The organism is Acidovorax sp. FG27 (assembly GCF_040365715.1).
GTDB lineage: Bacteria > Pseudomonadota > Gammaproteobacteria > Burkholderiales > Burkholderiaceae_C > Paracidovorax.
On record NZ_BAABVY010000009.1, the window covers coordinates 512,836 to 532,766 of the forward strand.

A 19,931-nucleotide genomic window follows, 5' to 3' on the forward strand; every position below is an offset into this window, starting at 1 on the left:
GCAAGGCGCCGGCCGCGCCCCGCGGCGGCTCAGGCGTCGCGTGCCAGGCGGATGCCGCTGACCTGCCAGCGCGCCGTGGCCGGGAAGAAATTGCGGTAGCTGGCGCGCACGTGGCCGGCCGGCGTCACGCAGGAGCCGCCCCGCAGCACGTACTGGTTGACCATGAACTTGCCGTTGTACTCGCCCACCGCGCCTTCGGCGATGCGAAAGCCTGGATACGCCGCGTAGCTGGACTGCGTCCACTGCCAGGCGTCTCCGAAGAGCTGCGCGAGCGGCGCCTGGCCGCCACCTGGCGTGCCCTGCGCCGCGCGCGGGTGCCACTCGCCGCTGTCGGCGAAGTGGCCCAGCGTGCTGTCGGCCCCGGCTGCGGCGGCCTCCCACTCGGCTTCGGTGGGCAGGCGCGCCCCGGCCCAGCGGGCGTAGGCGTCGGCTTCGTAGTAGGACAGGTGCACCGCCGGCCGGTGCGGCGCAAGCGGGCAGGCGCCGGCCAGGGTGAATTCCTCCCACGCGGCCGCACCGTCGGCGCGGGGCTGGGAATTGGCGGTCGTTGCCGCCCGCCGCCAGTAGAGCGGGTGGTCCAGCTGGTTCGTCCTGCGCCAGTCCCAGCCCTCGGCCAGCCAGTGGGCCGGCTCCTGGTAGCCGCCGTCCTCGATGAAGGCGAGGTATTCGCCGTTGGTGACCAGCCGCGAAGCGAGCTGGTAGGGCGCGAGGAACACCCGGTGGCGCGGCGACTCGTTGTCGAACGCGAAGCCCTCCCCCGCATGGCCGATCTCGACCACACCGCCCTCGAACCGGTGCCAGGCCAGCGGCATCGCCGCCGGATGCAGCCCGCCGCCCGCCGCTGGCGCGGCACGCTGCTGCTGCTCGTAGGACGGCCAGAGCGGGTTGCACGACAGCAGGTGCTTGACGTCTGTGAGGATCAGTTCCTGGTGCTGCTGCTCGTGCTGCAACCCCAGCTCGACCAGGGCGTGCAGGGTGGCGTCGTCGGCGCGCTCCTGCAGCAGCTGGGCCATGCGGCCATCCACGTTCATGCGGTAGGCCAGCACCTGCGGCAGCGCCGGCCGGGTGAGCAGGCCGCGTTGCGCGCGGGGGTGCTGCGCGCCCAGGCCGTTGTAGTACGAGTTGAACAGCACCCGGAAAGCCGGGTGGAAGGGCTGAAAGTCCCGCTCGTACGACTCCAGCACGAAGGTTTCGAAGAACCAGGTGGTGTGCGCCAGGTGCCACTTCGCCGGGCTGGCGTCGGGCATGGACTGCGCGCAGCAGTCCTCGTCGGTCAGCGGCATGGCCAGGGCCGCGGTGGCCTGGCGCACGTCGTCGTAGCGCTGCGCGATGGAGTTGGGGACAGTGGTGTGGCGGACTTGGCGCAATGGCGCGCCGCCATGCGATGGAAGAGATCGGGTCATGGCGGCGATGGCGTGGGTGGAGCAGGAGCGCGGGCGGGACGAAAGAAGACTAAGGGTCGTCACCGTCTCAAGGCCGGGCGTGGACCATCGCATACCAGCCGCGGTCGTCCGTCCAGGCCTGGGCGCGCGAGAAGCCCGCGCTCGCCAGCAGCGCGGAAAAGCCGGGCAGCGTGTATTTGTAGCTGTTCTCGGTGTGGATGCGCTCGCCCGCCGCGAAGTCGCGCCGGCCACCGGGCCAGCGCACGCAGGCGTCCTCGCGGGCCTGCAGGTGCATCTCGATGCGGGAGAGCGCATCGTTGAAGAAGGCGCGGTGCTCCCAGGCCTCGGCTGCGAAGTCGCTGCCGATGAGCCGGTTCACATGCTCCAGCACGTTCAGGTTGAAGGCCGCCGTCACGCCCGCCGCGTCGTCATACGCGGCCTCCAGCACGCTCACCTCCTTGCGCAGGTCGACCCCGATGAGCAGCGCGCCGTCGGCGTCCACCAGCGAGCGCATGCGGCCCAGCAGCGCCTTCGCCTGCGGTGGATCGAAGTTGCCGATGGACGAGCCCGGGTAGAAGACCAGCCGCCCGGTGCGCGGGATGTCCGCCGGCAGGGTGACGGATTGGGTGATGTCGGCCGCCACCGCGTGGGTGACCAGACCGGGCACGGCCGACGCGAGCCGCGCCACGCCTTCGCGCAGGAAATCGGCCGAGATATCGACGCCCACGAAGCGTTCGGGCTGCAGCAGCTGGCAGAGCGTACGGGCCTTCTCGCAACTGCCGGCGCCCAGCTCGACCACGGTGGCGCAGGGCCTGACGGCCTGGGCGATGTCCTCGCCGTGGGCGCGCATCAGGGCATATTCGGTGCGGGTGGGGTAGTACTCGGGCACCCGCGTGATCTCCTCGAACAGCTCGGAGCCGCGCTGGTCGTAGAAATACTTGGGCGAAATGCTGGCGGGGTGCCGCGACAGCCCCTGGATGATGTCGATGTGCGATGGGTAGAGCATGGCAGTCGGAGGGGCTGTGGGGGGAGGATGGAAGGAAAGGCATGCGGCGCCGCGGGGCGGCCGAAGGGGCCTCGTGGGCGGCACCGCGATGGATCATTCGGTCATGCCGGTATGACAGGATTGCAGAAGCGACCTGGCGGCGCTGTAGGACGCGCCCGCTTACCGCGCGGATTTCACCCGGCGCGGCCAGGGGCACCCGCCGGCTCTGCTACGTTCGGCGCATGGATTCCTTCACGCAGATCGCCCTCGGCTCCGCCGTCGCCGTAGCCGCCCTGGGCCGGCGCACCGCTCCCTCGAAGGCCGCGCTCTGGGGCGCCGCCGCCGGCACCCTGCCCGACCTCGACACTTTCATCGACCACGGCGACGCCATCGCCAACATGGTGCTGCACCGGGCCGAGAGCCACGCCCTCTTCTACCTCAGCCTGGTGTCGCTGCCGCTCGGCTGGCTGGCGGCGCGGGTGCATGGGCAGAGCGCGCTCTGGCGCCGCTGGTGGCTGGCGCTGTGGCTCGCGCTCGTCACGCACCCGCTGCTGGACTGGATGACCGTGTACGGCACGCAGCTGCTGCGGCCCTTCGACGACACGCCGCTCGGGGTGGGCAGCATCTTCATCATCGACCCGGCCTATACGCTGCCGCTGGCGGCGGGCGTGCTGCTGGCCCTGTGCCTGCGGGGCGGACGCGGCCTGCGGTGGAACGCGGCGGGCCTGGCCGTCAGCACCGCCTACCTGGCATGGAGCTTCGCCGCGCAGCAACACGTGGCGCAGGTGGCGCGCGCGGCGCTGGCCGAGCGCGGCGTGCAGGCCGAGCGTCTGCTGGTCACGCCCACGCCGTTCAACACCGTGCTCTGGCGCGTGGTGGCGGTCACGCCCACGCAGTATCTGGAGGGCTTTCATGCCCTGGCCGACGGCGACCGCCCCATGCAGTGGACCGCGCACCCGCGCGGCGCCGAGCTGATCGCCCGCTACGGCCAGCACCCGCAGGTGCGGCGCATCGCCGACTTCAGCCGGGGCTTCTGGCGGCTCACGCAGGACGAGCGCGGCCACATCTTCGTGACCGACCTGCGCTTGGGCCAGGAGCCGGCCTATACCTTCCACTTCGACCTGGGCGAGGCCTCGGCGGTTGCGGCCGGGGGCGGCTCGGTCACGCAGCGGTGGCAGCGCCCCGACATCGCCGCCGCCCTGCCGGCTTTGTGGCGGCGCATGCGCGGGCACGGCGGTGGCAACGGCCTCTTCGGCGTAGCGGACGCGGCACCCTGAAAATTGAGGTCTTTCAGGGCTCCAGCGCCCGTTCTTCCAGCGCCTGATGCTATTTTTTCAATAGCAATTCGTTCGCGGGTTCTGAACGCGGGTTCAGAACCGCCAGCCCAGTCCCACCCCGGCCAGCACCGGGTTGATCTTGAACGTGCCCACCGGGTTGCCGGCCGCGAACACGTCGGTCTTGATGAACACCTTCTTCACGTCGAAGTTCAGGTACAGGTTCTTCGCAAGGGGAATGTCCACCCCGACCTGCAATGCACCGCCCCAGCTGCTCTTGTCGATGGAGGGGCTGAGCGCGGCCTGCACCGCCGGGTCGAACCGCACGCTCGAAAAGCGCGTGTAGTTGACGCCGGCGCCCACGTAGGGCTTGAAGCCGCTCCAATGCGTGAAGTGGTATTGCGCCAGCAGCGCGGGCGGCAGGTGCCTGAGCGTGCCGATCTGGCCCAGTCCGTCGGCGCGGATCTTCTGCTTTTGCGGCACGGTAAGGATCAGCTCCGCCGCCAGGTTGGGGCTGAAGAAATAGGTGATGTCCACTTCGGGCAGCACCTTGTCGTTGATCGACAGGCCCAGGCCGGTGGAGTCCTTGTTCACGCTGTCCAGGTGCACGGCGCGGGCACGGACCAGCCAGGGGCCGTCGGCGGCCTGCTGCGCGAAGGCGGCGCCCGAAGTGAGGGCGCCCAGGAGGGCGAGAGCCAGCCATTGCTTTTTCATACGGAACTCGATGCGGTTGACCGGGGACGACCCCCGTGACCGTATTGAGCGCCGTGGGCCGCTGGCGGGCCTTGCCGCAGATCAAACGCCGGCTGGCCTCGCAGGGGCCGTGCGCCGCTGTCTGATCTGCGTCAGGCAAGGACGCCGCCGCGGTGGCGCCATCGCCCGCGGATCCAGTGTCAATGCACCGGGGCGGCGCCCTCGCCGGCCGGCTTGCCGCGCAGCCGCTGGACGAGCGTCACCCCGCCCAGCACCAGCGCGCCGGCGACGATGCCCACCAGCGCATTCAGCAGGTTGTTGGCCAGAAAGCGCCACAGCCCGCCCGCCGGCCACTGGGCGGCCAGCTCGGCCAGGCCCTCCACGCCATGCGCGATGGCCGGCACGCCGTGCACCAGGATGCCCCCACCCACCAGGAACATGGCGGCGGTGCCGGCGATCGACAGGCCCTTCATCAGCCAGGGCGCCGCCGCCACGATCCCGCGGCCCACGGCGCGCACGGCGCCGCTTTGCTTGTTGCTCAGCCACAGGCCCAGATCATCGAGCTTCACGATGCCTGCCACCAGGCCATAGACGCCCACGGTCATCACCAGGGCGATGCCGGCGAGCACGGCCACCTGCTGGGCGAACGGCGCCTGGCTGACGGTGCCCAGCGTGATGGCGATGATCTCGGCGGAGAGGATGAAGTCGGTGCGCACCGCGCCCTTGATCTTTTCCTTCTCGAAAGCGGCCATGTCCACCGGCACAGGCGCTGCGTCCGCCGGGGCCACGGGCACCACGGCCTGCGGCTCGCCGGGCTGCGCCGGCGCCTTGCGGTGCAGGAACTTGTGCGCCAGCTTCTCAAAGCCCTCATAGCAGAGGAAGGCGCCGCCCACCATCAGCAGCGGCGTGACGGCCCAGGGCAGGAAGGCGCTGATGAGCAGCGCGGCCGGCACCAGGATGAGCTTGTTCACCAGCGAGCCCTTGGCCACCGCCCAGACGACCGGCACCTCGCGCTCGGCCCGCACCCCGGAGACCTGCTGGGCGTTGAGCGCCAGGTCGTCGCCCAGCACGCCCGCCGTCTTCTGCGCGGCCACCTTGGTCATCACCGAGACGTCGTCGGCCATCGCCACGCCCTTGCGGGCGGCCACCTTGGTCATCAGGGCCACGTCGTCCAGCACCGTGGCGATGTCGTCGAGCAGGGTGAGAAGGCTGGCACCGGCCATGGGGAACTCCGTGGGGGTTGAAAGCGGCCGATTATGGGAGCAGACCCACCTGGCCGCGCTGCGCCGCGAGCGCAAGCCGGCGCAGGACGGCGCCGCGTCAGGCGGGGCTAGCGGGGCTGTCGCTTGCGGCGCCGGATGGCAGCAGCACCGCCGACGGGCCCCGCAGATGTGCGAGCAGGCTGCGCAGCGCGGGCGGCAAGGCGGCCTCGTCACGCAGGCACAGGCACAGCCGGCGCTGCGCCCAGGCATCGCGCAGCTTCACCGTGCGGTAGTGCCGGGCGCGCCGCAGGCGCCGGGCCACGCCCTCGGGCACGATGGCCACGCCCACGCCGTGCGACACCAGATCGCACTGCCCCTCGAAGCCGGCCATGCGCGCCCGCATGGCCAGCACCGCGCCTGCCGCGCGCGCCTGCCCGTCCAGGTAGTCCTGCAGCGCGTGGCCCGCCGCCAGGCACACGAAGGGCTCGTGCAGCACGTCGGCGAAGGCTACGGCGCGCCGTTCGGCGGCCAGGCGGTGCCCGGCCGGCACGATCAGCACCAGGTGGTCGCGGGCGACGGGCTGGCACTGCAGGCCGGGCGCGGGCACGGCGCCGGACACGACACCTGCATGCGCCGCGCCGGACGCGATCAGCCGCACGATGTCCGCGCTGGTGCGCTCGGTCAGCACGACCCGCAGCCCGGGCCGCTCGGCGAGCCAGGGCCCGAGCCGGGGCGGCAGGAATTCGGTCAGCGCGGCCGTGTTGGCATACAGGTGCACTGTGCCGCGCGCGCCGGCCGCGAAGCCGTCCAGCTCGCCCCGCAAGAGCGCCTGCTGGCGCACGATGAGCCGGGCGTGGTGGGCCAGCGCCTCGCCTGCCTCGGTCGGCACCACCCCGCGGGCGCGGCGCTCCAGCAGCGGCACGCCCACGTCGGCCTCGATGTGCCGCAGCCGCTCGCTGGCCGAGCCCAGCGCCAGGTGGGCGCGCACCGCGCCCTGGGTGATGCTGCCGGCATCCACCACGCTGAGAAAGAGCCGCAGGTCGGCGAGGTCGAGGCGCATGGGGCGGTGGGCGGTCAAGGGGCGGAAGGGGTTGAGAGACACGCGTCACCCTTCGGACGGTCCGAAGGCTGCCGCGCAGCATCCGCATTGTGCCGGCGCGGGCCTGCGCCTTCAATGCGGGCATGTCCACCGCCAACGCCTTCCTGTCCGCCTCCCCTGCCTCCCCTGGCTTCCTCGCCCTGCTGGGCGGCACGTTCCTGTTCGCCGGCTGTGTGAAAGGCGTCACCGGCATGGGCTTGCCGACGGTGGCCATGGGCCTGCTCGGACTGGGCATGCCGCCGGTCGCGGCCGCCGGCCTGCTGGTCGTGCCTTCGCTGGTGACCAACCTCTGGCAGTGCGCCACCGGCACCGGCACCGGCGCCCTGCTGCGCCGGCTCTGGCCGCTGCTGCTGGCGAGCGCGGCCGGTGCGGGGGCGTCGGCCGCCTTGCTGGCGCGGCTCGACCCGCTCTGGACGGGGCCGGCGCTGGGGGTGGCGCTGATCGTGTATGCCCTGCACGCGCTCTGGGCCAGGCCGCTCAAGGTGCCGCCGGGCGCGGAACGCTGGCTGTCGCCCCTGGTGGGCGCGGTGACGGGCATCGTCACCGGCGCGACCGGGGTGTTCGTGATGCCGGCCGTGCCCTATCTGCAGGCGCTGCAGCTGGGCCGCGACGCGCTGGTGCAGGCGCTGGGCTGGTCTTTCACCGTGTCGACGCTGGCCCTCGCCGCAGGCCTCGCCGCGCACGGCGCGCTGCGCGCGCCGCAGATCGGCTGGTCGGTGCTGGCCACGCTGCCCGCGCTGGCCGGCATGGCGCTGGGCCAGCGCCTGCGGGCCCGCCTCAGCCCGCAGCGCTTTCGGCAGGCGTTCCTGGGCTTGCTGCTGCTGCTCGGGCTGGAGCTGGCCTCGCGCGCGCTGCGCTGACCGGCACCGCCCGAGCCCGCCCGATCAGATCAGCCGACCCACTTGCGGGCGTTGCGCCAGATGCGCATCCAGGGGCTCGCCGCGCTCACGTCGCCGCTGGTCCAGCTCATCTGCACGTTGCGGAACACGCGCTCGGGGTGCGGCATCATGGCCGTGAAGCGGCCGTCGGCCGTGGTCACGGCCGTCAGCCCCCCGGCGCTGCCGTTGGGGTTCAGCGGGTACTGCTCGGTCGGCGCGCCGTGGTGGTCCACGAAGCGCATCGCGGCAATCGCTCGGGCCGCGTCGCCGCGGGTCGTGAAGTTGGCGTAGCCCTCGCCATGCGCCACGGCGATGGGCAGGCGGCTGCCGGCCATGCCGGCGAAGAACAGGCTGGGCGACTCCAGCACTTCCACCTGCGACAGGCGCGCCTCGAAACGCTCGCTCTGGTTGGTGGTGAAGCGCGGCCAGGCCTCGGCGCCCGGAATGATGTCGGCCAGCTCGGCGAACATCTGGCAGCCGTTGCACACGCCCAGGCCGAAGGTATCGCCCCGGCCGAAGAAGCCCTGGAACTGCGCCGAGAGGCGCTCGTTGAAGGTGATGGACCGCGCCCAGCCGATGCCCGCGCCCAGCGTGTCGCCATAGCTGAAGCCGCCGCAGGCGACCACGCCCTGGAAGGCGGCGAGGTCGGCCCGGCCAGTCTGCAGGTCGGTCATGTGCACGTCGAAGGCCTCGAAGCCGGCTTCGGTGAACGCATAGGCCATCTCGACATGCGAGTTGACGCCCTGCTCGCGCAGGATGGCGACCTTCGGGCGGGCCAGGTTCAGGAACGGCGCGGCGACGTTCTCCGCCGGGTCGAACGTGAGCGCCACGTGCAGGCCGGGGTCGGCCGGGTTGCCGGCGGCCGCGTGCTCGGCGTCGGCGCAGGCGGGGTTGTCGCGTTGCTGGCAGATCTTCCAGCTCACCGCGTCCCACACCTGGTGCAGGTCGGACAGGCTGGCGCTGAACACGCTCTTGGCGTCGCGCCACACCTGCAGCTCGCCCTTGCCCACGTCGATGGTGGACGACTGCGGGCGGGTCTTGCCGACGAAGTGGCTGAACTTCGACAGGCCGTGCTCGCGGAGGGTCTGCATGACCTCGTTGCGCTCGGCGGTGCGCACCTGCAGCAGCACGCCCAGTTCTTCGTTGAACAGCGCCTTCAGCGTCATTTCCTCGCGCCGCGCGCTCACCTGCTGCGCCCAGTTCTTGGCGTCGCCGGTTTCCATGCGGCTGTCGGTGATGCCGTCACCCTCGGTCACCAGCAGGTCGACGTTGAGCGCCACGCCCACCTGGCCGGCGAAGGCCATCTCGGCCGCCGCCGCGAGCAGGCCGCCGTCGCTGCGGTCGTGGTAGGCGAGGATGCGGCCCTGGGCGCGCAGCGCGTTCACGGCGTTGACCAGGTTCACCAGGTCCTTCGCGTCGTCCAGGTCGGGGGCCACGTCGCCTGCCTGGTTCAGCACCTGGCCCAGGATGGAGCCGCCCATGCGGTTTTGCCCACGGCCAAGGTCCACCAGCACCAGCGTGGTGTCTTCCTCGGTGGCGTCGAGCTGCGGCGTGAGCGTGCCGCGCACGTCGGCCAGCGTGGCGAAGGCGGTGACGATCAGGCTGACGGGCGAAGTCACCTTCCTGGCGGTGACGGATTCGTCCTTCCCGCTACCGGAGGGGCTCGTCCAAACGGTGCGCATGGACAGCGAATCCTTGCCCACCGGAATGCTGATGCCCAGCTGCGGGCACAGCTCCATGCCCACGGCCTTGACGGTGGCGTACAGGTCGGCGTCTTCGCCCACCTCGCCGCAGGCCGCCATCCAGTTGGCGCTGAGCTTCACGCGCGGCAGCTCGATCGGCGCGGCGAGCAGGTTGGTGATGGCTTCGGCCACGGCCATGCGGCCCGAGGCGGGCGCGTCGATGGCGGCGAGCGGCGTGCGCTCGCCCAGGCTCATGGCCTCGCCGGCGAAGCCCTTGAAATCGGCCAGCGTCACGGCGCAATCGGCCACCGGCACCTGCCAGGGGCCGACCATCTGGTCGCGGTGCGAGAGGCCCCCCACCGTGCGGTCGCCGATGGTGATGAGAAAGCGCTTGGACGCCACCGTGGGGTGGGCCAGCACGTCGATCACGGCCTTTTGCAGCGCCACGCCGGTCAGGTCGATGGGCGCCAGTTCACGGCGCACGGTCTTCACGTCGCGGTGCATCTTGGGCGGCTTGCCCAGCAGCACTTCCATGGGCATGTCCACCGGCAGCTTCTGGTCGCCCGCTGCCACGGCCGTGTCCTCGAGCACCAGCTGGCGCTCTTCGGTGGCGGTGCCGATCACGGCGAAAGGGCAGCGCTCGCGTTCGCAAAAAAGCCGGAACTGCTCCAGCGATTCGGGCGCGATGGCCAGCACGTAGCGTTCCTGGCTTTCGTTGGACCAGATTTCCTTCGGGGCCAGGCCCGACTCTTCGAGCTGCACGGCGCGCAGGTCGAAGCGCGCGCCGCGGCCGGCGTCGTTGGTCAGCTCGGGGAAGGCGTTGGAGAGGCCGCCCGCGCCGACGTCGTGGATCGCCAGGATCGGGTTGGCCGCGCCTTGCGCCCAGCAGTGGTTGATGACCTCCTGCGCGCGGCGTTCGATCTCGGGGTTGCCGCGCTGCACGGAGTCGAAGTCGAGCTCGGCCGCGTTGGCGCCGGTGGCCATCGAGCTGGCGGCGCTGCCGCCCATGCCGATGCGCATGCCCGGCCCGCCCAGCTGGATCAGCAGCGAGCCGGCGGGGAATTCGATCTTCCTGGTCAGGCCCGCGTCGATGGTGCCCAGGCCGCCCGCGATCATGATGGGCTTGTGGTAGCCGCGGTCGACGCCGCCCACGGTCTGCTCGTATTCGCGGAAATAGCCCAGCAGGTTGGGCCGGCCGAATTCGTTGTTGAAGGCCGCGCCGCCCAGCGGGCCCTCGACCATGATCTGCAGCGGGCTGGCGATGTGCTCGGGCTTGCCGAATTCACCGCCCCAGAGCTTGGACACCGTGAAGCCCGTCAGGCCCGCCTTGGGGCGGGAACCACGGCCCGTGGCGCCCTCGTCGCGGATCTCGCCGCCCGCGCCGGTCGATGCGCCCGGGAAGGGCGAGATCGCCGTGGGGTGGTTGTGGGTTTCCACCTTCATCAGCACGTGGTTGAGAGCGCTACTCTTTTCATAGCTGCTCACGCCCATTGCACCTGCGCCAGAGGCCGTTTTGGCAATGAATCGCTCGACCTGCGAGCCTTCCATGACCGAGGCGTTGTCCGAATACGCCACCACCGTGTGCTGCGGCGCCAGCTGGTGGGTGTTGCGGATCATGGCGAAGAGGCTCTTGTCCTGCTTCTCGCCGTCGATGGTGAACTGCGCGTTGAAGATCTTGTGGCGGCAGTGTTCGCTGTTGGCCTGCGCGAACATCATCAGCTCCACGTCGGTGGGGTTGCGCTTCAGGGCCGTGAAGGCGTTGACCAGGTAGTCGATCTCGTCCTGCGCCAGCGCCAGGCCCCAGCGGGTGTTGGCGGCTTCCAGCGCAGCGCGGCCGCCGCCCAGCACGTCGACGAATTCCATCGGCGCGGCGGGCAGTTCGGTAAAGAGCGCGGCGGCGCCGGCGAGGTCGGGCACCACCGATTCGGTCATGCGGTCGTGCAGGAGCGTGGCGACCTGCTGCAGCTGCTCGGCCGACAACTCGGGCGTGCCGCCCAGCAGGCCGGCTTTCAGCGCCAGGCGGTATTCGGTCACGCGCTCGACGCGGCGAATGGCCAGGCCGCAGTTGCGCGCGATGTCGGTGGCCTTGGAGGCCCAGGGCGAGACGGTGCCCAGGCGCGGCGTGACGATGAGGGCCGGGCCGTCGGCCGGGCCGGCGTAGGCGTCGCCGTAGGTCAGCAGGGCCGCCATGCGCTCGCGCTCGGCGGGCGTGGGGGCTGCGTCGGTCGCCACCAGGTGCACGAAGCGCGCTGCAATGCCGGTGATCTTGGGGTGGATGGCCTGGAGGGCGGGCTGCAGTTGCTGGGCGCGGAAGCTGCTGAGAGCGTTGCCGCCCTCCAGCTGGGTCATGTGCAAGGTCACGGTGGCGGCCTGTGTGATGGGGGAGGAGAACGGGGGGCGAAGCAGGTGGGCGGGAGGCCGCTGAATGGGGCCGGCGCGCCGGAGGCGTTCGGAAAACCCGGCATTTTAACGGCGCCGCACGGCCATGCGGCGCCGCGGCGGCATCGGCCGGGGCCGGGTGGGATAATTGCGCCCCATGAGCATCACCATCAAAGACGCGGCCGGCATCGCCGGCATGCGCGAGGCCTGCCGGCTGGCCTCCGAAGTGCTGGACTACATCACGCCCCACATCCGCCCCGGCATCACCACCGCCGAGATCGACCGCCTGGGCGCGGAGTGCATGGCGCAGCAGGGCACCGTCTCCGCCACCATCGGCTACCAGCCGCCCGGCTACCCGCCCTACCCCGGCCACCTCTGCACCTCGGTCAACCACGTGGTCTGCCACGGCATTCCGAACGACAAGCCGCTGAAGAAAGGCGACATCGTCAACGTGGACGTGACGGTCATCACCAAGGACGGCTGGTACGGCGACAACAGCCGCATGTTCCTGATCGGCGACTGCTCCATCGCGGCCAAGCGCCTGTGCGCGCTGACCTTCGAGGCCATGTGGCTGGGCATCCAGCAGGTCAAGCCCGGCGCGCGGCTGGGCGACGTGGGCCATGCCATCCAGAAGTTCGCCGAAGGGCACGGCCTGTCGGTGGTGCGCGAATTCTGCGGCCACGGCATCGGCCAGAAGTTCCACGAAGAGCCGCAGGTGCTGCACTACGGCCGCCCCGGCACGCTCGAGGAGCTGGTGCCCGGCATGATCTTCACCATCGAGCCCATGCTGAACCTGGGCCGGCGCGAGATCAAGGAGCTGGGCAACGACGGCTGGACCATCATCACCAAGGACCGCAGCCTTTCGGCCCAGTGGGAACACACCGTGCTGGTGACCGACACCGGCTACGAGGTGATGACGCTGTCGGCCGGCTCCCCGCCGCTACCCTCCTTCGTCACCGCCACGGCGACCTGAAAAGGCGTGAAGGAGCCCGCCATGCCCCCCTCCACCAGCCCGTCCGCGCCGATCGAACTGCCCGCCCTGCGGGACGCCTACCGGGCGGACAAGGCGGCGCTGCTGGCCGCGCTGCAGCCGGGCGGCGTGTCCACGCGCGGCATCCGCTCGCTGCTGCTCAAGCTCTCCAGCCTGGCCGACGGCGTGCTGTGCCAGCTCTGGCAGCGGGCCGGCCTGCCCTCCACCGTGGCGCTGGTGGCCGTGGGCGGCTATGGCCGCGCGCAGCTCTTTCCCTATTCCGACGTGGACGTGCTGGTGCTGCTGCCCGACGCCCTGTGCCCGGACCGCGGCGACGCGCCCGAGCCCGGGGCCGACGGCGAGGACCAGGACCCGCTGCGCAGCGCGATGGAGACCTTCATCGGCAGCTGCTGGGACGCGGGGCTGGAGATCGGCTCCAGCGTGCGCACCGTGGCCGAATGCCTGAGCGAATCGGCCGGCGACGTGACCGTGCAGACCTCGCTGCTGGAGTCGCGCCTCATCTGCGGCAACGCGGCGCTCTTCACCGAATTCCGCCGCCGCTACCTGGAGCAGATGGACGCGGCCGCCTTCCTGGTGGCCAAGACACTGGAGATGCGCCAGCGCCACACCAAGTACGAAGACACGCCCTACGCGCTGGAGCCCAACTGCAAGGAATCGCCCGGTGGGCTGCGCGACCTGCAGACCATCACCTGGGTGGCCCGCGCCGCGGGGCTGGGCAGCACCTGGCGCAACCTGGCCGCGAGCGGGCTGGCCACGCCATTCGAGGTGCGCCAGATCGAGCGCAACGAGGCGCTGCTGTTCCTCATCCGCGCGCGGCTGCACCTGGTGGCCGGGCGGCACGAGGACCGCCTGGTGTTCGACCTGCAGACCGCCGTGGCCGAATCGTTCGGCTACCGCTCCGTCTCGCCCGACGGCAAGCGGCTGGCCATGCGCGCCAGCGAAACGCTGATGCGCCGCTACTACTGGGCCGCCAAGGCGGTGTCGCAGCTCAGCCAGATCCTGCTGCTGAACATCGAGGAGCGGCTCTCGCCCTCCACCCACGAGCTGCGCCGGATCAACGAGCGCTTCTTCGACAAGGCCGGCCTGATCGAGGTGGCGAGCGACGACCTCTACCAGAAGAACCCGCACGCCATCCTGGAAACCTTCCTGCTCTACGAAACCACGGGCGGACTCAAGGACCTGTCGGTGCGCACGCTGCGGGCGCTCTACAACGCGCGCGGCGTGATGAACGCGGCCTTCCGCCGCGACCCGGTCAACCGGGCCACCTTCATGCAGATCGTCAAGCAGCCGGCCGGCATCACGCACGCCATGCGGCTGATGAACCAGACCTCGGTGCTGGGCCGCTACCTCTGGCCCTTCCGCCGCATCGTCGGGCAGATGCAGCACGACCTCTTCCACGTCTACACCGTGGACCAGCACATCCTGATGGTGCTGCGCAACGTGCGGCGCTTCTTCATGCCGGAGCACGTGCACGAATACCCTTTCTGCTCGCAGCTGGCGGGCGGCTGGGACAAGCCGTGGCTGCTGTACCTGGCCGCGCTCTTTCACGACATCGGCAAGGGCCGTGGCGGCGACCATTCGCAGATCGGCGCGGAGGAAGTGCGCCACTTCTGCCGCCAGCACGGCGTGGCCAAGGCCGACGGGGCGCTGATCGAATTCCTGGTGCGCGAGCATCTGTCCATGAGCCAGGTCGCGCAAAAGCAGGACCTCTCGGACCCCGACGTGATCGCCGCCTTCGCGCAGCGCGTGGGCAACGAGCGCAACCTCACGGCGCTCTACCTGCTCACCGTGGCCGACATCCGTGGCACCAGCCCCAAGGTCTGGAACGCCTGGAAGGGCAAGCTGCTGGAAGACCTCTACCGCGCCACGCTGCGCACCCTGGGCGGCCGCGCCCCCGACGCCGCCGCCGAGGTGGAGGCGCGCAAGCGCGAGGCGCTGGTGCTGCTGGCCCTGAGCGCACAGCCAGCCGACGGCCACCTCAAGCTCTGGGACACGCTGGACGTGAGCTACTTCATGCGCCACGAGGCGGCCGACATCGCCTGGCACACGCGCCACCTGGCGCGGCTGGTGGGCGCCGACAAGCCGGTGGTGCGCGCGCGCCAGTCGCTGGTGGGCGAAGGGCTGCAGGTCATGGTGTACGCGGCCGACCAGCCCGACCTCTTCGCCCGCATCTGCGGCTACTTCGACCGCGCCGGCTTCAGCATTCTCGATGCGCGGGTGCACACGGCCCGCAACGGCTATGCGCTCGACACCTTCCAGATCGTCGCCTCCACCCAGGCCGGCCACTACCGCGAACTGACCCACATGGTGGAGAGCGACCTGGTGCGGGCCATCGCGGAAGGCGGCGCGCTGCCCGAACCCACCCGCAAGCGCCCCTCGCGCCGGGTGCGCAGCTTTCCGGTGGCGCCCCGCGTCACGCTGCGGCCGGACGAGAAGGCCCAGCGCTGGCTGATCTCCATTTCCGCCGCCGACCGGGCCGGGCTGCTCTACCTGGTGGCGCGGGTGCTCTCGCAGCACCAGCTGAGCGTGCAGCTCGCCAAGGTCAGCACGCTGGGCGAGCGGGTGGAGGACACCTTCCTGGTGCAGGGCGCCGAGCTGCAGAACAACGCGCGGCAGATCCGCATCGAGACGGAGCTGCTGAAGGCGCTGGCCGACGGCTGAGCCCGGCAAGGCGCCAGCGGCCCGGGCCGTGCATTGCTATTTTTTTCATAGCTGCATGCGCCCATTACACCAGCGCTGGCGGGTCTTTTGACGCAAAAAAGGGCGTCAATCGTCCTCGGCCGCGCTGATGCCCGGGAACAGCACCTCGGTGAAACCGAACCGGCTGAAGTCCCGCACCCGCATCGGATAGAGCTTGCCCACCAGGTGGTCGCACTCGTGCTGCACCACCCGCGCATGAAAGCCCTCGGCCACCCTGTCGATCGGGTCGCCGAACGGATCGAAGCCGGTGTAGCGGATGCGCGAGAAACGCGGCACCACGCCGCGCAGCCCGGGCACCGACAGGCAGCCCTCCCAGTCCTCCTCCTGCGTGTCGCCCAGCGGCGTGATGACCGGGTTGACCAGCGTGGTGCGCGGCACCAGCGGGCGGTCGGGGTAGCGCGGGTTTCGCTGGTCCGAGCCGAAGATCACCACCTGCAGATCGACGCCGATCTGCGGCGCCGCCAGGCCGGCGCCGTTCACCGACTCCATGGTCTCGAGCAGGTCGCGCACCAGGGTGTGCAGGGCTTCGGTGTCGAAGGCGGTGACGGGCTGCGCCACGCGCAGGAGGCGCGGGTCGCCCATTTTCAGGATGGTGTGGATGGTCATGTGGAACGCGTTGCTTCAGGCGGGCGGCGAGCATAACGCCGCAGGCACAATCGCGTCATGCCCGACCCGCACCAGCCGCCGCCGCAGCAGCTGCCGCCTCCCCCTCCGCATGCTCCGCTGCCGCTCGTGGTGCGCTGGCTGCTGCTGGCCTTCGCGGGCCTGTGCCTGGTGATGGGCGTGGTCGGCATCTTCGTGCCGGGCCTGCCGACCACCGTGTTCATCCTCATGGCGGGGTGGGCGGCCGCGCGCAGCTCGCCGCGCCTGCATGCCTGGCTGTGGCGGCATCCCCTGTTCGGCTCGATGCTGCGCAACTGGGCCAACGGCGGCTGCGTGAGCCGCCGCGCCAAGTGGAGCGCCACCGCGCTGATGGCCCTCTGCGCCGTGGTGCTGGTGGTGAGCAACGCGCCGCGCTGGGCGGCCATCACGGCAAGCCTGTGCATGGCCTGCGTGCTGGCCTGGCTCTGGCGCCGGCCGGAGCCGCGCTGAGCCGGCCCCGGCTGTGCGCCGGCGCGGTCCGTTGCGCGGGCCAGGCGGCTTCGTACCGACGAAGCCGAAAGCCCGTGTTTTTGTGTATATAATCGCAGGCTTGTTCCTCGATAGCTCAGTCGGTAGAGCGCCGGACTGTTAATCCGTAGGTCCCTGGTTCGAGCCCAGGTCGAGGAGCCAGATTCTCAAGCCGCGCACCCTGCAATCGCATGGGGTGCAGGCAGCGTCAGTCAGTTATTCATACCGAACATTCCTCGATAGCTCAGTCGGTAGAGCGCCGGACTGTTAATCCGTAGGTCCCTGGTTCGAGCCCAGGTCGAGGAGCCAACATCAAAGGCCGCCCTTCAACAAGGCGGCCTTTTTCTTTGCCTGCGCAGTGGCCCATACGGCGCGATGGCCGACAAAACCGCGCCTGGATCGCTCCGTAGGCTGGCGGCTCCCCCTCACCAGGAGTTCGCACGCATGAAGGCTCTCACCTACCAAGGCGCCAAGAAGGTTCGCGTGGAGACGGTCCCCGATCCCGTGCTCTACGCGCCCGACGACATCATCCTGCGGGTCACCGCCACGGCCATCTGCGGGTCCGACCTGCACATCTACCGGGGCAAGATCCCGGAGATGAAGGACGGCGACATCCTCGGCCACGAGTTCATGGGCGTGGTGGAGGACGTGGGCGCCGGCGTGACCGGCCTGCGCCCGGGCGACCGCGTGGTGATCCCGTTCGTGATCGCCTGCGGCAGCTGCTTTTACTGCGACAAGACGCTGTTCGCGGCCTGCGAGACCACCAACCCCGGCCGTGGCGCGATCATGAACAAGAAGTCGGCCACGCCCGGCGCGGGCCTCTTCGGCTATTCGCACCTGTACGGCGGCTACGCCGGCGGGCAGTCGGAATTCGTGCGCGTGCCGCAGGCCAACGTGGGGCCGCTCAAGGTGCCCGACGTGTTGAGCGACGAGCAGGTGCTGTTCCTCTCGGACATCCTGCCCACCGGCTACCAGGCCGTGGTGAATGCCGAGCTGGGACGAGGCTCGTCGGTGGCCATCTTCGGCGCCGGGCCGGTCGGGCTGATGTCGGCGCTGTGCGCGCGGCACGTGGGCGCGGAGCAGATCTTCATGGTGGACGACAACCCGGCGCGGCTGGCGTTCGCGGTCGAACACTATGGCGTCACGCCGATCAACTTTGCCACCGAGGACGACCCGGCCGAGGTGATCCTGCAGGCCACCGCCGGCCATGGCGTGGACGCCACCATCGACGCCGTGGGCTTCGAGGCCAAGGGCAGCGCGCTGGAAACGGCGCTCACCGCCATCAAGCTGGAGGGCTCCAGCGGCAAGGCGCTGCGCCAGTGCATCGCCGCCACGCGGCGCGGCGGCGTGGTCAGCGTGCCGGGCGTGTATGCGGGCTTCATCCACGGCTTCTTGTTCGGCGATGCGTTCGACAAAGGCCTGACCTTCAAGATGGGCCAGACGCATGCGCAGCGCTTCATGCCGGAGCTGCTAGAGCTGATCGGCGAGGGCCGGATGCGGCCCGAGGTCATCATCTCCCACCGCATGAAGCTCGGCGAAGCCGAGCAGGCCTACGAGATGTTCGACAAGGCCGAGGACGACTGCCGCAAGGTCGTGCTGACGCCCTGACCGAGCGCGGCGCGCCATCGCCCGCACCATCGCGCCCGATTCCCTTCGACCGATTCCACAGGAGGCCCACCATGGTCACGCAACTCGATTCCCCCGACGGCAAGCCCCGCAAGGACGACGACCGGCCCAGCCCGGCGCTCGTCGAAACCGACAGCAGCACCCAGCCGGCCCGGCCGGCCTACCAGCCGCACCCGGACAACGAGCGCCAGCCGCACCAGCCCTCCGGCCCGGACGAGGGCAAGACGGAGCGCTGAAGGATGTTCGCCGAGCGGCCGGGCTGCAGGTGCGAAGATGGGCGCTTCGCCATGAAGGCTCCGCACCACGCACCGACCGCTCCATGACTCTCGCCAGCACGCCGCCATCCGCCCATCCCCACCGCCGACGCTGGCTGCAGCAGGCCCTGGCCTGCACCGGCGCCCTGGCGCTGCCCGTTTGGGCCGCCGCTGCCGCCCGCACCGCCGAGCCGGCGGTCTGGCCCCGCCCTTCGGCGGTGCCGGGCGGCGTGGCGCGGCTCTCGCTCGGGCCAGCCACGGAGCGGCCCGTGGCCCTCGCGAACGGCGTGCCCCTGCTGGTGCTGGGCGACATGATCGAATGGACGGCCATCGTCGGCATCGCGCTCTCGGCCCCGGTCGGGCCGGCGTTCATCACCGTGCGCGCCGCGGGCGAGCCGGAACGCCGGGTGGCCTACGACGTGGCGCCCCACCAGTACCGCGAGCAGCGGCTCACCGTGGCGCCGCGCACCGTCGACCTGTCGCCCGAGGACCAGGCCCGCTACGAACGCGAGCGCGATCACCAGCAGGGCGTGATGGCCACCTTCTCGAGCCCGCTGCCGCGCGCCGACGACCTGCGCATGCAGGTGCCGGTGCCGGGCCGCCGGTCCAGCTCGTTCGGGCTGCGCCGCGCCTTCAACGGCCAGGCCCGCAGCCCGCACAGCGGCATGGACATCGCCGCCGCCACCGGCACGCCGGTGGTCGCGCCGCTGCCGGGCCGGGTGATCGACACCGGCGACTATTTCTTCAACGGCGGCACCGTGTGGCTGGACCACGGCGGCGGCCTGCTGACCATGGCCTGCCACCTGAGCGGCATCGACGTGCGGGTGGGCGACGCGGTGGCCACCGGCCAGCCCTATTGCCGCGTGGGCGCCACCGGCCGGGTGACCGGCCCGCACCTGCACTGGGGCGTGATGCTCAACCGCGCGATGGTCGACCCGGCGCTCTTTCTGCCGGCCTGACCCATGCGCCCGCGCTCCAACTCCGCGCCCCGCCCCACGCCAGCGCCCGCCGCGCAGCCCCGGCTGATCCGCTTCAACAAGCCCTACGGCGTGCTCAGCCAGTTCACGCCCGAGGGCCGCTGGCGGGGCCTGAAGGACTTCATCGACCTGCCCGGCGTGTACGTGGCCGGCCGGCTGGACGCCGACAGCGAAGGCCTGCTGCTGCTGACCAGCGACGGGCGGCTGCAGGCCCGCATCGCCGATCCGCGCTTCAAGATGGAGAAGACCTATTGGGTGCAGGTGGAGGACGAGCCCGGCGACGACGCCCTCGCGGCCCTGCGGCGCGGCGTGCAGCTGAATGACGGCCCCACCCTGCCCGCCCGGGCCGAGCGCATCGGCACGCCGCCGGCACTGTGGGAGCGCGATCCGCCCATCCGCGTGCGGCAGTCACGGCCCACGGCCTGGATCGCGCTCACCATCCGCGAGGGCCGCAACCGCCAGGTGCGCCGCATGACCGCCGCCGTCGGCCACCCCACGCTGCGGCTGGTGCGCGCGGCCATCGGCCCTTACACGCTGGACGGGCTGGCGCCGGGGCAATGGGCCGAAGCGGGCGAAGCACTATCTATTTGATAGCACAAGGCCCTTATTCCACCAGCGCTGATGGCTTAAAACACTCTGATTCTTGCCCCTCGGGTTCACCAGCGCCGAGTTATGCCCGCAGCCTGTGGGCCGATCTGT

The 19,931-nt window shown here is 70.8% G+C and carries 16 protein-coding genes and 2 tRNA genes; 11 read left to right on the forward strand and 7 right to left on the reverse strand.

The window, feature by feature from the left end; translation table 11 throughout:
- Positions 1–29: 29 nt before the first annotated feature.
- Positions 30–1,403, reverse strand: a complete 1,374-nt coding sequence (egtB, locus tag ABWV53_RS09325; RefSeq protein WP_353365168.1) for an ergothioneine biosynthesis protein EgtB — start codon at positions 1,401–1,403, stop codon at positions 30–32.
- Between the two features lie 67 nt (positions 1,404–1,470).
- Positions 1,471–2,388, reverse strand: coding sequence for an L-histidine N(alpha)-methyltransferase (gene egtD / locus ABWV53_RS09330; RefSeq protein ID WP_353365170.1), 918 nt, complete (start codon positions 2,386–2,388; stop codon positions 1,471–1,473).
- Positions 2,389–2,609: 221 nt separating this feature from the next.
- On the opposite strand from egtD, the gene ABWV53_RS09335 reads away from it, so the two are divergent.
- Positions 2,610–3,644, forward strand: a complete 1,035-nt coding sequence (locus ABWV53_RS09335; protein WP_353365172.1) for a metal-dependent hydrolase — start codon at positions 2,610–2,612, stop codon at positions 3,642–3,644.
- 93 nt (positions 3,645–3,737) lie between these two features.
- Here the strand turns inward: ABWV53_RS09335 and ABWV53_RS09340 are convergent, their stop codons facing one another.
- The 3 genes from ABWV53_RS09340 to ABWV53_RS09350 form a co-directional block, all read right to left on the reverse strand.
- Positions 3,738–4,355 carry an OmpW/AlkL family protein gene (locus ABWV53_RS09340; protein WP_353365174.1) on the reverse strand — a complete coding sequence of 206 codons (618 nt, stop codon included), beginning with the start codon at positions 4,353–4,355 and terminating at the stop codon, positions 3,738–3,740.
- Positions 4,356–4,534: 179 nt separating this feature from the next.
- On the reverse strand, positions 4,535–5,557 hold the full coding sequence (locus tag ABWV53_RS09345) for a DUF808 domain-containing protein (protein ID WP_353365176.1): 1,023 nt from the start codon (positions 5,555–5,557) through the stop codon (positions 4,535–4,537).
- Positions 5,558–5,654: 97 nt separating this feature from the next.
- Entirely contained in the window at positions 5,655–6,596 is a 942-nt protein-coding gene (locus tag ABWV53_RS09350) for a LysR family transcriptional regulator (protein ID WP_353365178.1), read from the reverse strand.
- Between the two features lie 122 nt (positions 6,597–6,718).
- Between ABWV53_RS09350 and ABWV53_RS09355 the strand changes: the two genes are divergently transcribed.
- A complete protein-coding gene (locus tag ABWV53_RS09355; protein WP_353365180.1) occupies positions 6,719–7,495 on the forward strand; it encodes a sulfite exporter TauE/SafE family protein in 777 nt (258 codons plus the stop codon).
- A gap of 29 nt (positions 7,496–7,524) precedes the next feature.
- Here ABWV53_RS09355 and purL read toward each other — a convergent pair whose 3' ends face one another.
- Positions 7,525–11,556 (reverse strand): phosphoribosylformylglycinamidine synthase, encoded by a 4,032-nt coding sequence (purL, locus tag ABWV53_RS09360; RefSeq protein ID WP_353365182.1) that lies wholly within the window; start codon positions 11,554–11,556, stop codon positions 7,525–7,527.
- A 175-nt stretch (positions 11,557–11,731) separates the two neighbouring features.
- Here purL and map point away from each other — a divergent pair, with 175 nt between their 5' ends.
- Together map and ABWV53_RS09370 are read left to right on the forward strand one after the other, a co-directional pair.
- Entirely contained in the window at positions 11,732–12,547 is an 816-nt protein-coding gene (gene map / locus ABWV53_RS09365) for a type I methionyl aminopeptidase (RefSeq protein ID WP_353365184.1), read from the forward strand.
- Between the two features lie 21 nt (positions 12,548–12,568).
- Complete coding sequence (locus ABWV53_RS09370; protein WP_353365186.1) at positions 12,569–15,226, forward strand: [protein-PII] uridylyltransferase; 2,658 nt, start codon at positions 12,569–12,571, stop codon at positions 15,224–15,226.
- A 105-nt stretch (positions 15,227–15,331) separates the two neighbouring features.
- Here the strand turns inward: ABWV53_RS09370 and def are convergent, their stop codons facing one another.
- Positions 15,332–15,871 (reverse strand): peptide deformylase, encoded by a 540-nt coding sequence (def, locus tag ABWV53_RS09375; RefSeq protein WP_353365188.1) that lies wholly within the window; start codon positions 15,869–15,871, stop codon positions 15,332–15,334.
- A 57-nt stretch (positions 15,872–15,928) separates the two neighbouring features.
- On the opposite strand from def, the gene ABWV53_RS09380 reads away from it, so the two are divergent.
- The 7 genes from ABWV53_RS09380 (at position 15,929) to ABWV53_RS09410 (ending at position 19,823) form a co-directional block, all read left to right on the forward strand.
- Entirely contained in the window at positions 15,929–16,357 is a 429-nt protein-coding gene (locus ABWV53_RS09380) for a YbaN family protein (protein WP_353365190.1), read from the forward strand.
- A 104-nt stretch (positions 16,358–16,461) separates the two neighbouring features.
- Positions 16,462–16,537: transfer RNA gene (locus ABWV53_RS09385), tRNA-Asn, on the forward strand.
- A gap of 71 nt (positions 16,538–16,608) precedes the next feature.
- Positions 16,609–16,684, forward strand: a tRNA-Asn gene (locus ABWV53_RS09390).
- 135 nt (positions 16,685–16,819) lie between these two features.
- The gene (locus ABWV53_RS09395; protein ID WP_353365192.1) at positions 16,820–17,983 is read left to right on the forward strand and encodes a zinc-dependent alcohol dehydrogenase; all 1,164 of its coding nucleotides are present in this window, start codon (positions 16,820–16,822) and stop codon (positions 17,981–17,983) included.
- Positions 17,984–18,054: 71 nt separating this feature from the next.
- A complete protein-coding gene (locus ABWV53_RS09400) occupies positions 18,055–18,237 on the forward strand; it encodes a hypothetical protein (RefSeq protein WP_353365194.1) in 183 nt (60 codons plus the stop codon).
- A gap of 83 nt (positions 18,238–18,320) precedes the next feature.
- Positions 18,321–19,214 (forward strand): peptidoglycan DD-metalloendopeptidase family protein, encoded by an 894-nt coding sequence (locus ABWV53_RS09405; protein WP_353365196.1) that lies wholly within the window; start codon positions 18,321–18,323, stop codon positions 19,212–19,214.
- Between the two features lie 3 nt (positions 19,215–19,217).
- A complete protein-coding gene (locus ABWV53_RS09410; RefSeq protein ID WP_353365198.1) occupies positions 19,218–19,823 on the forward strand; it encodes a pseudouridine synthase in 606 nt (201 codons plus the stop codon).
- Positions 19,824–19,931 lie beyond the last annotated feature (108 nt).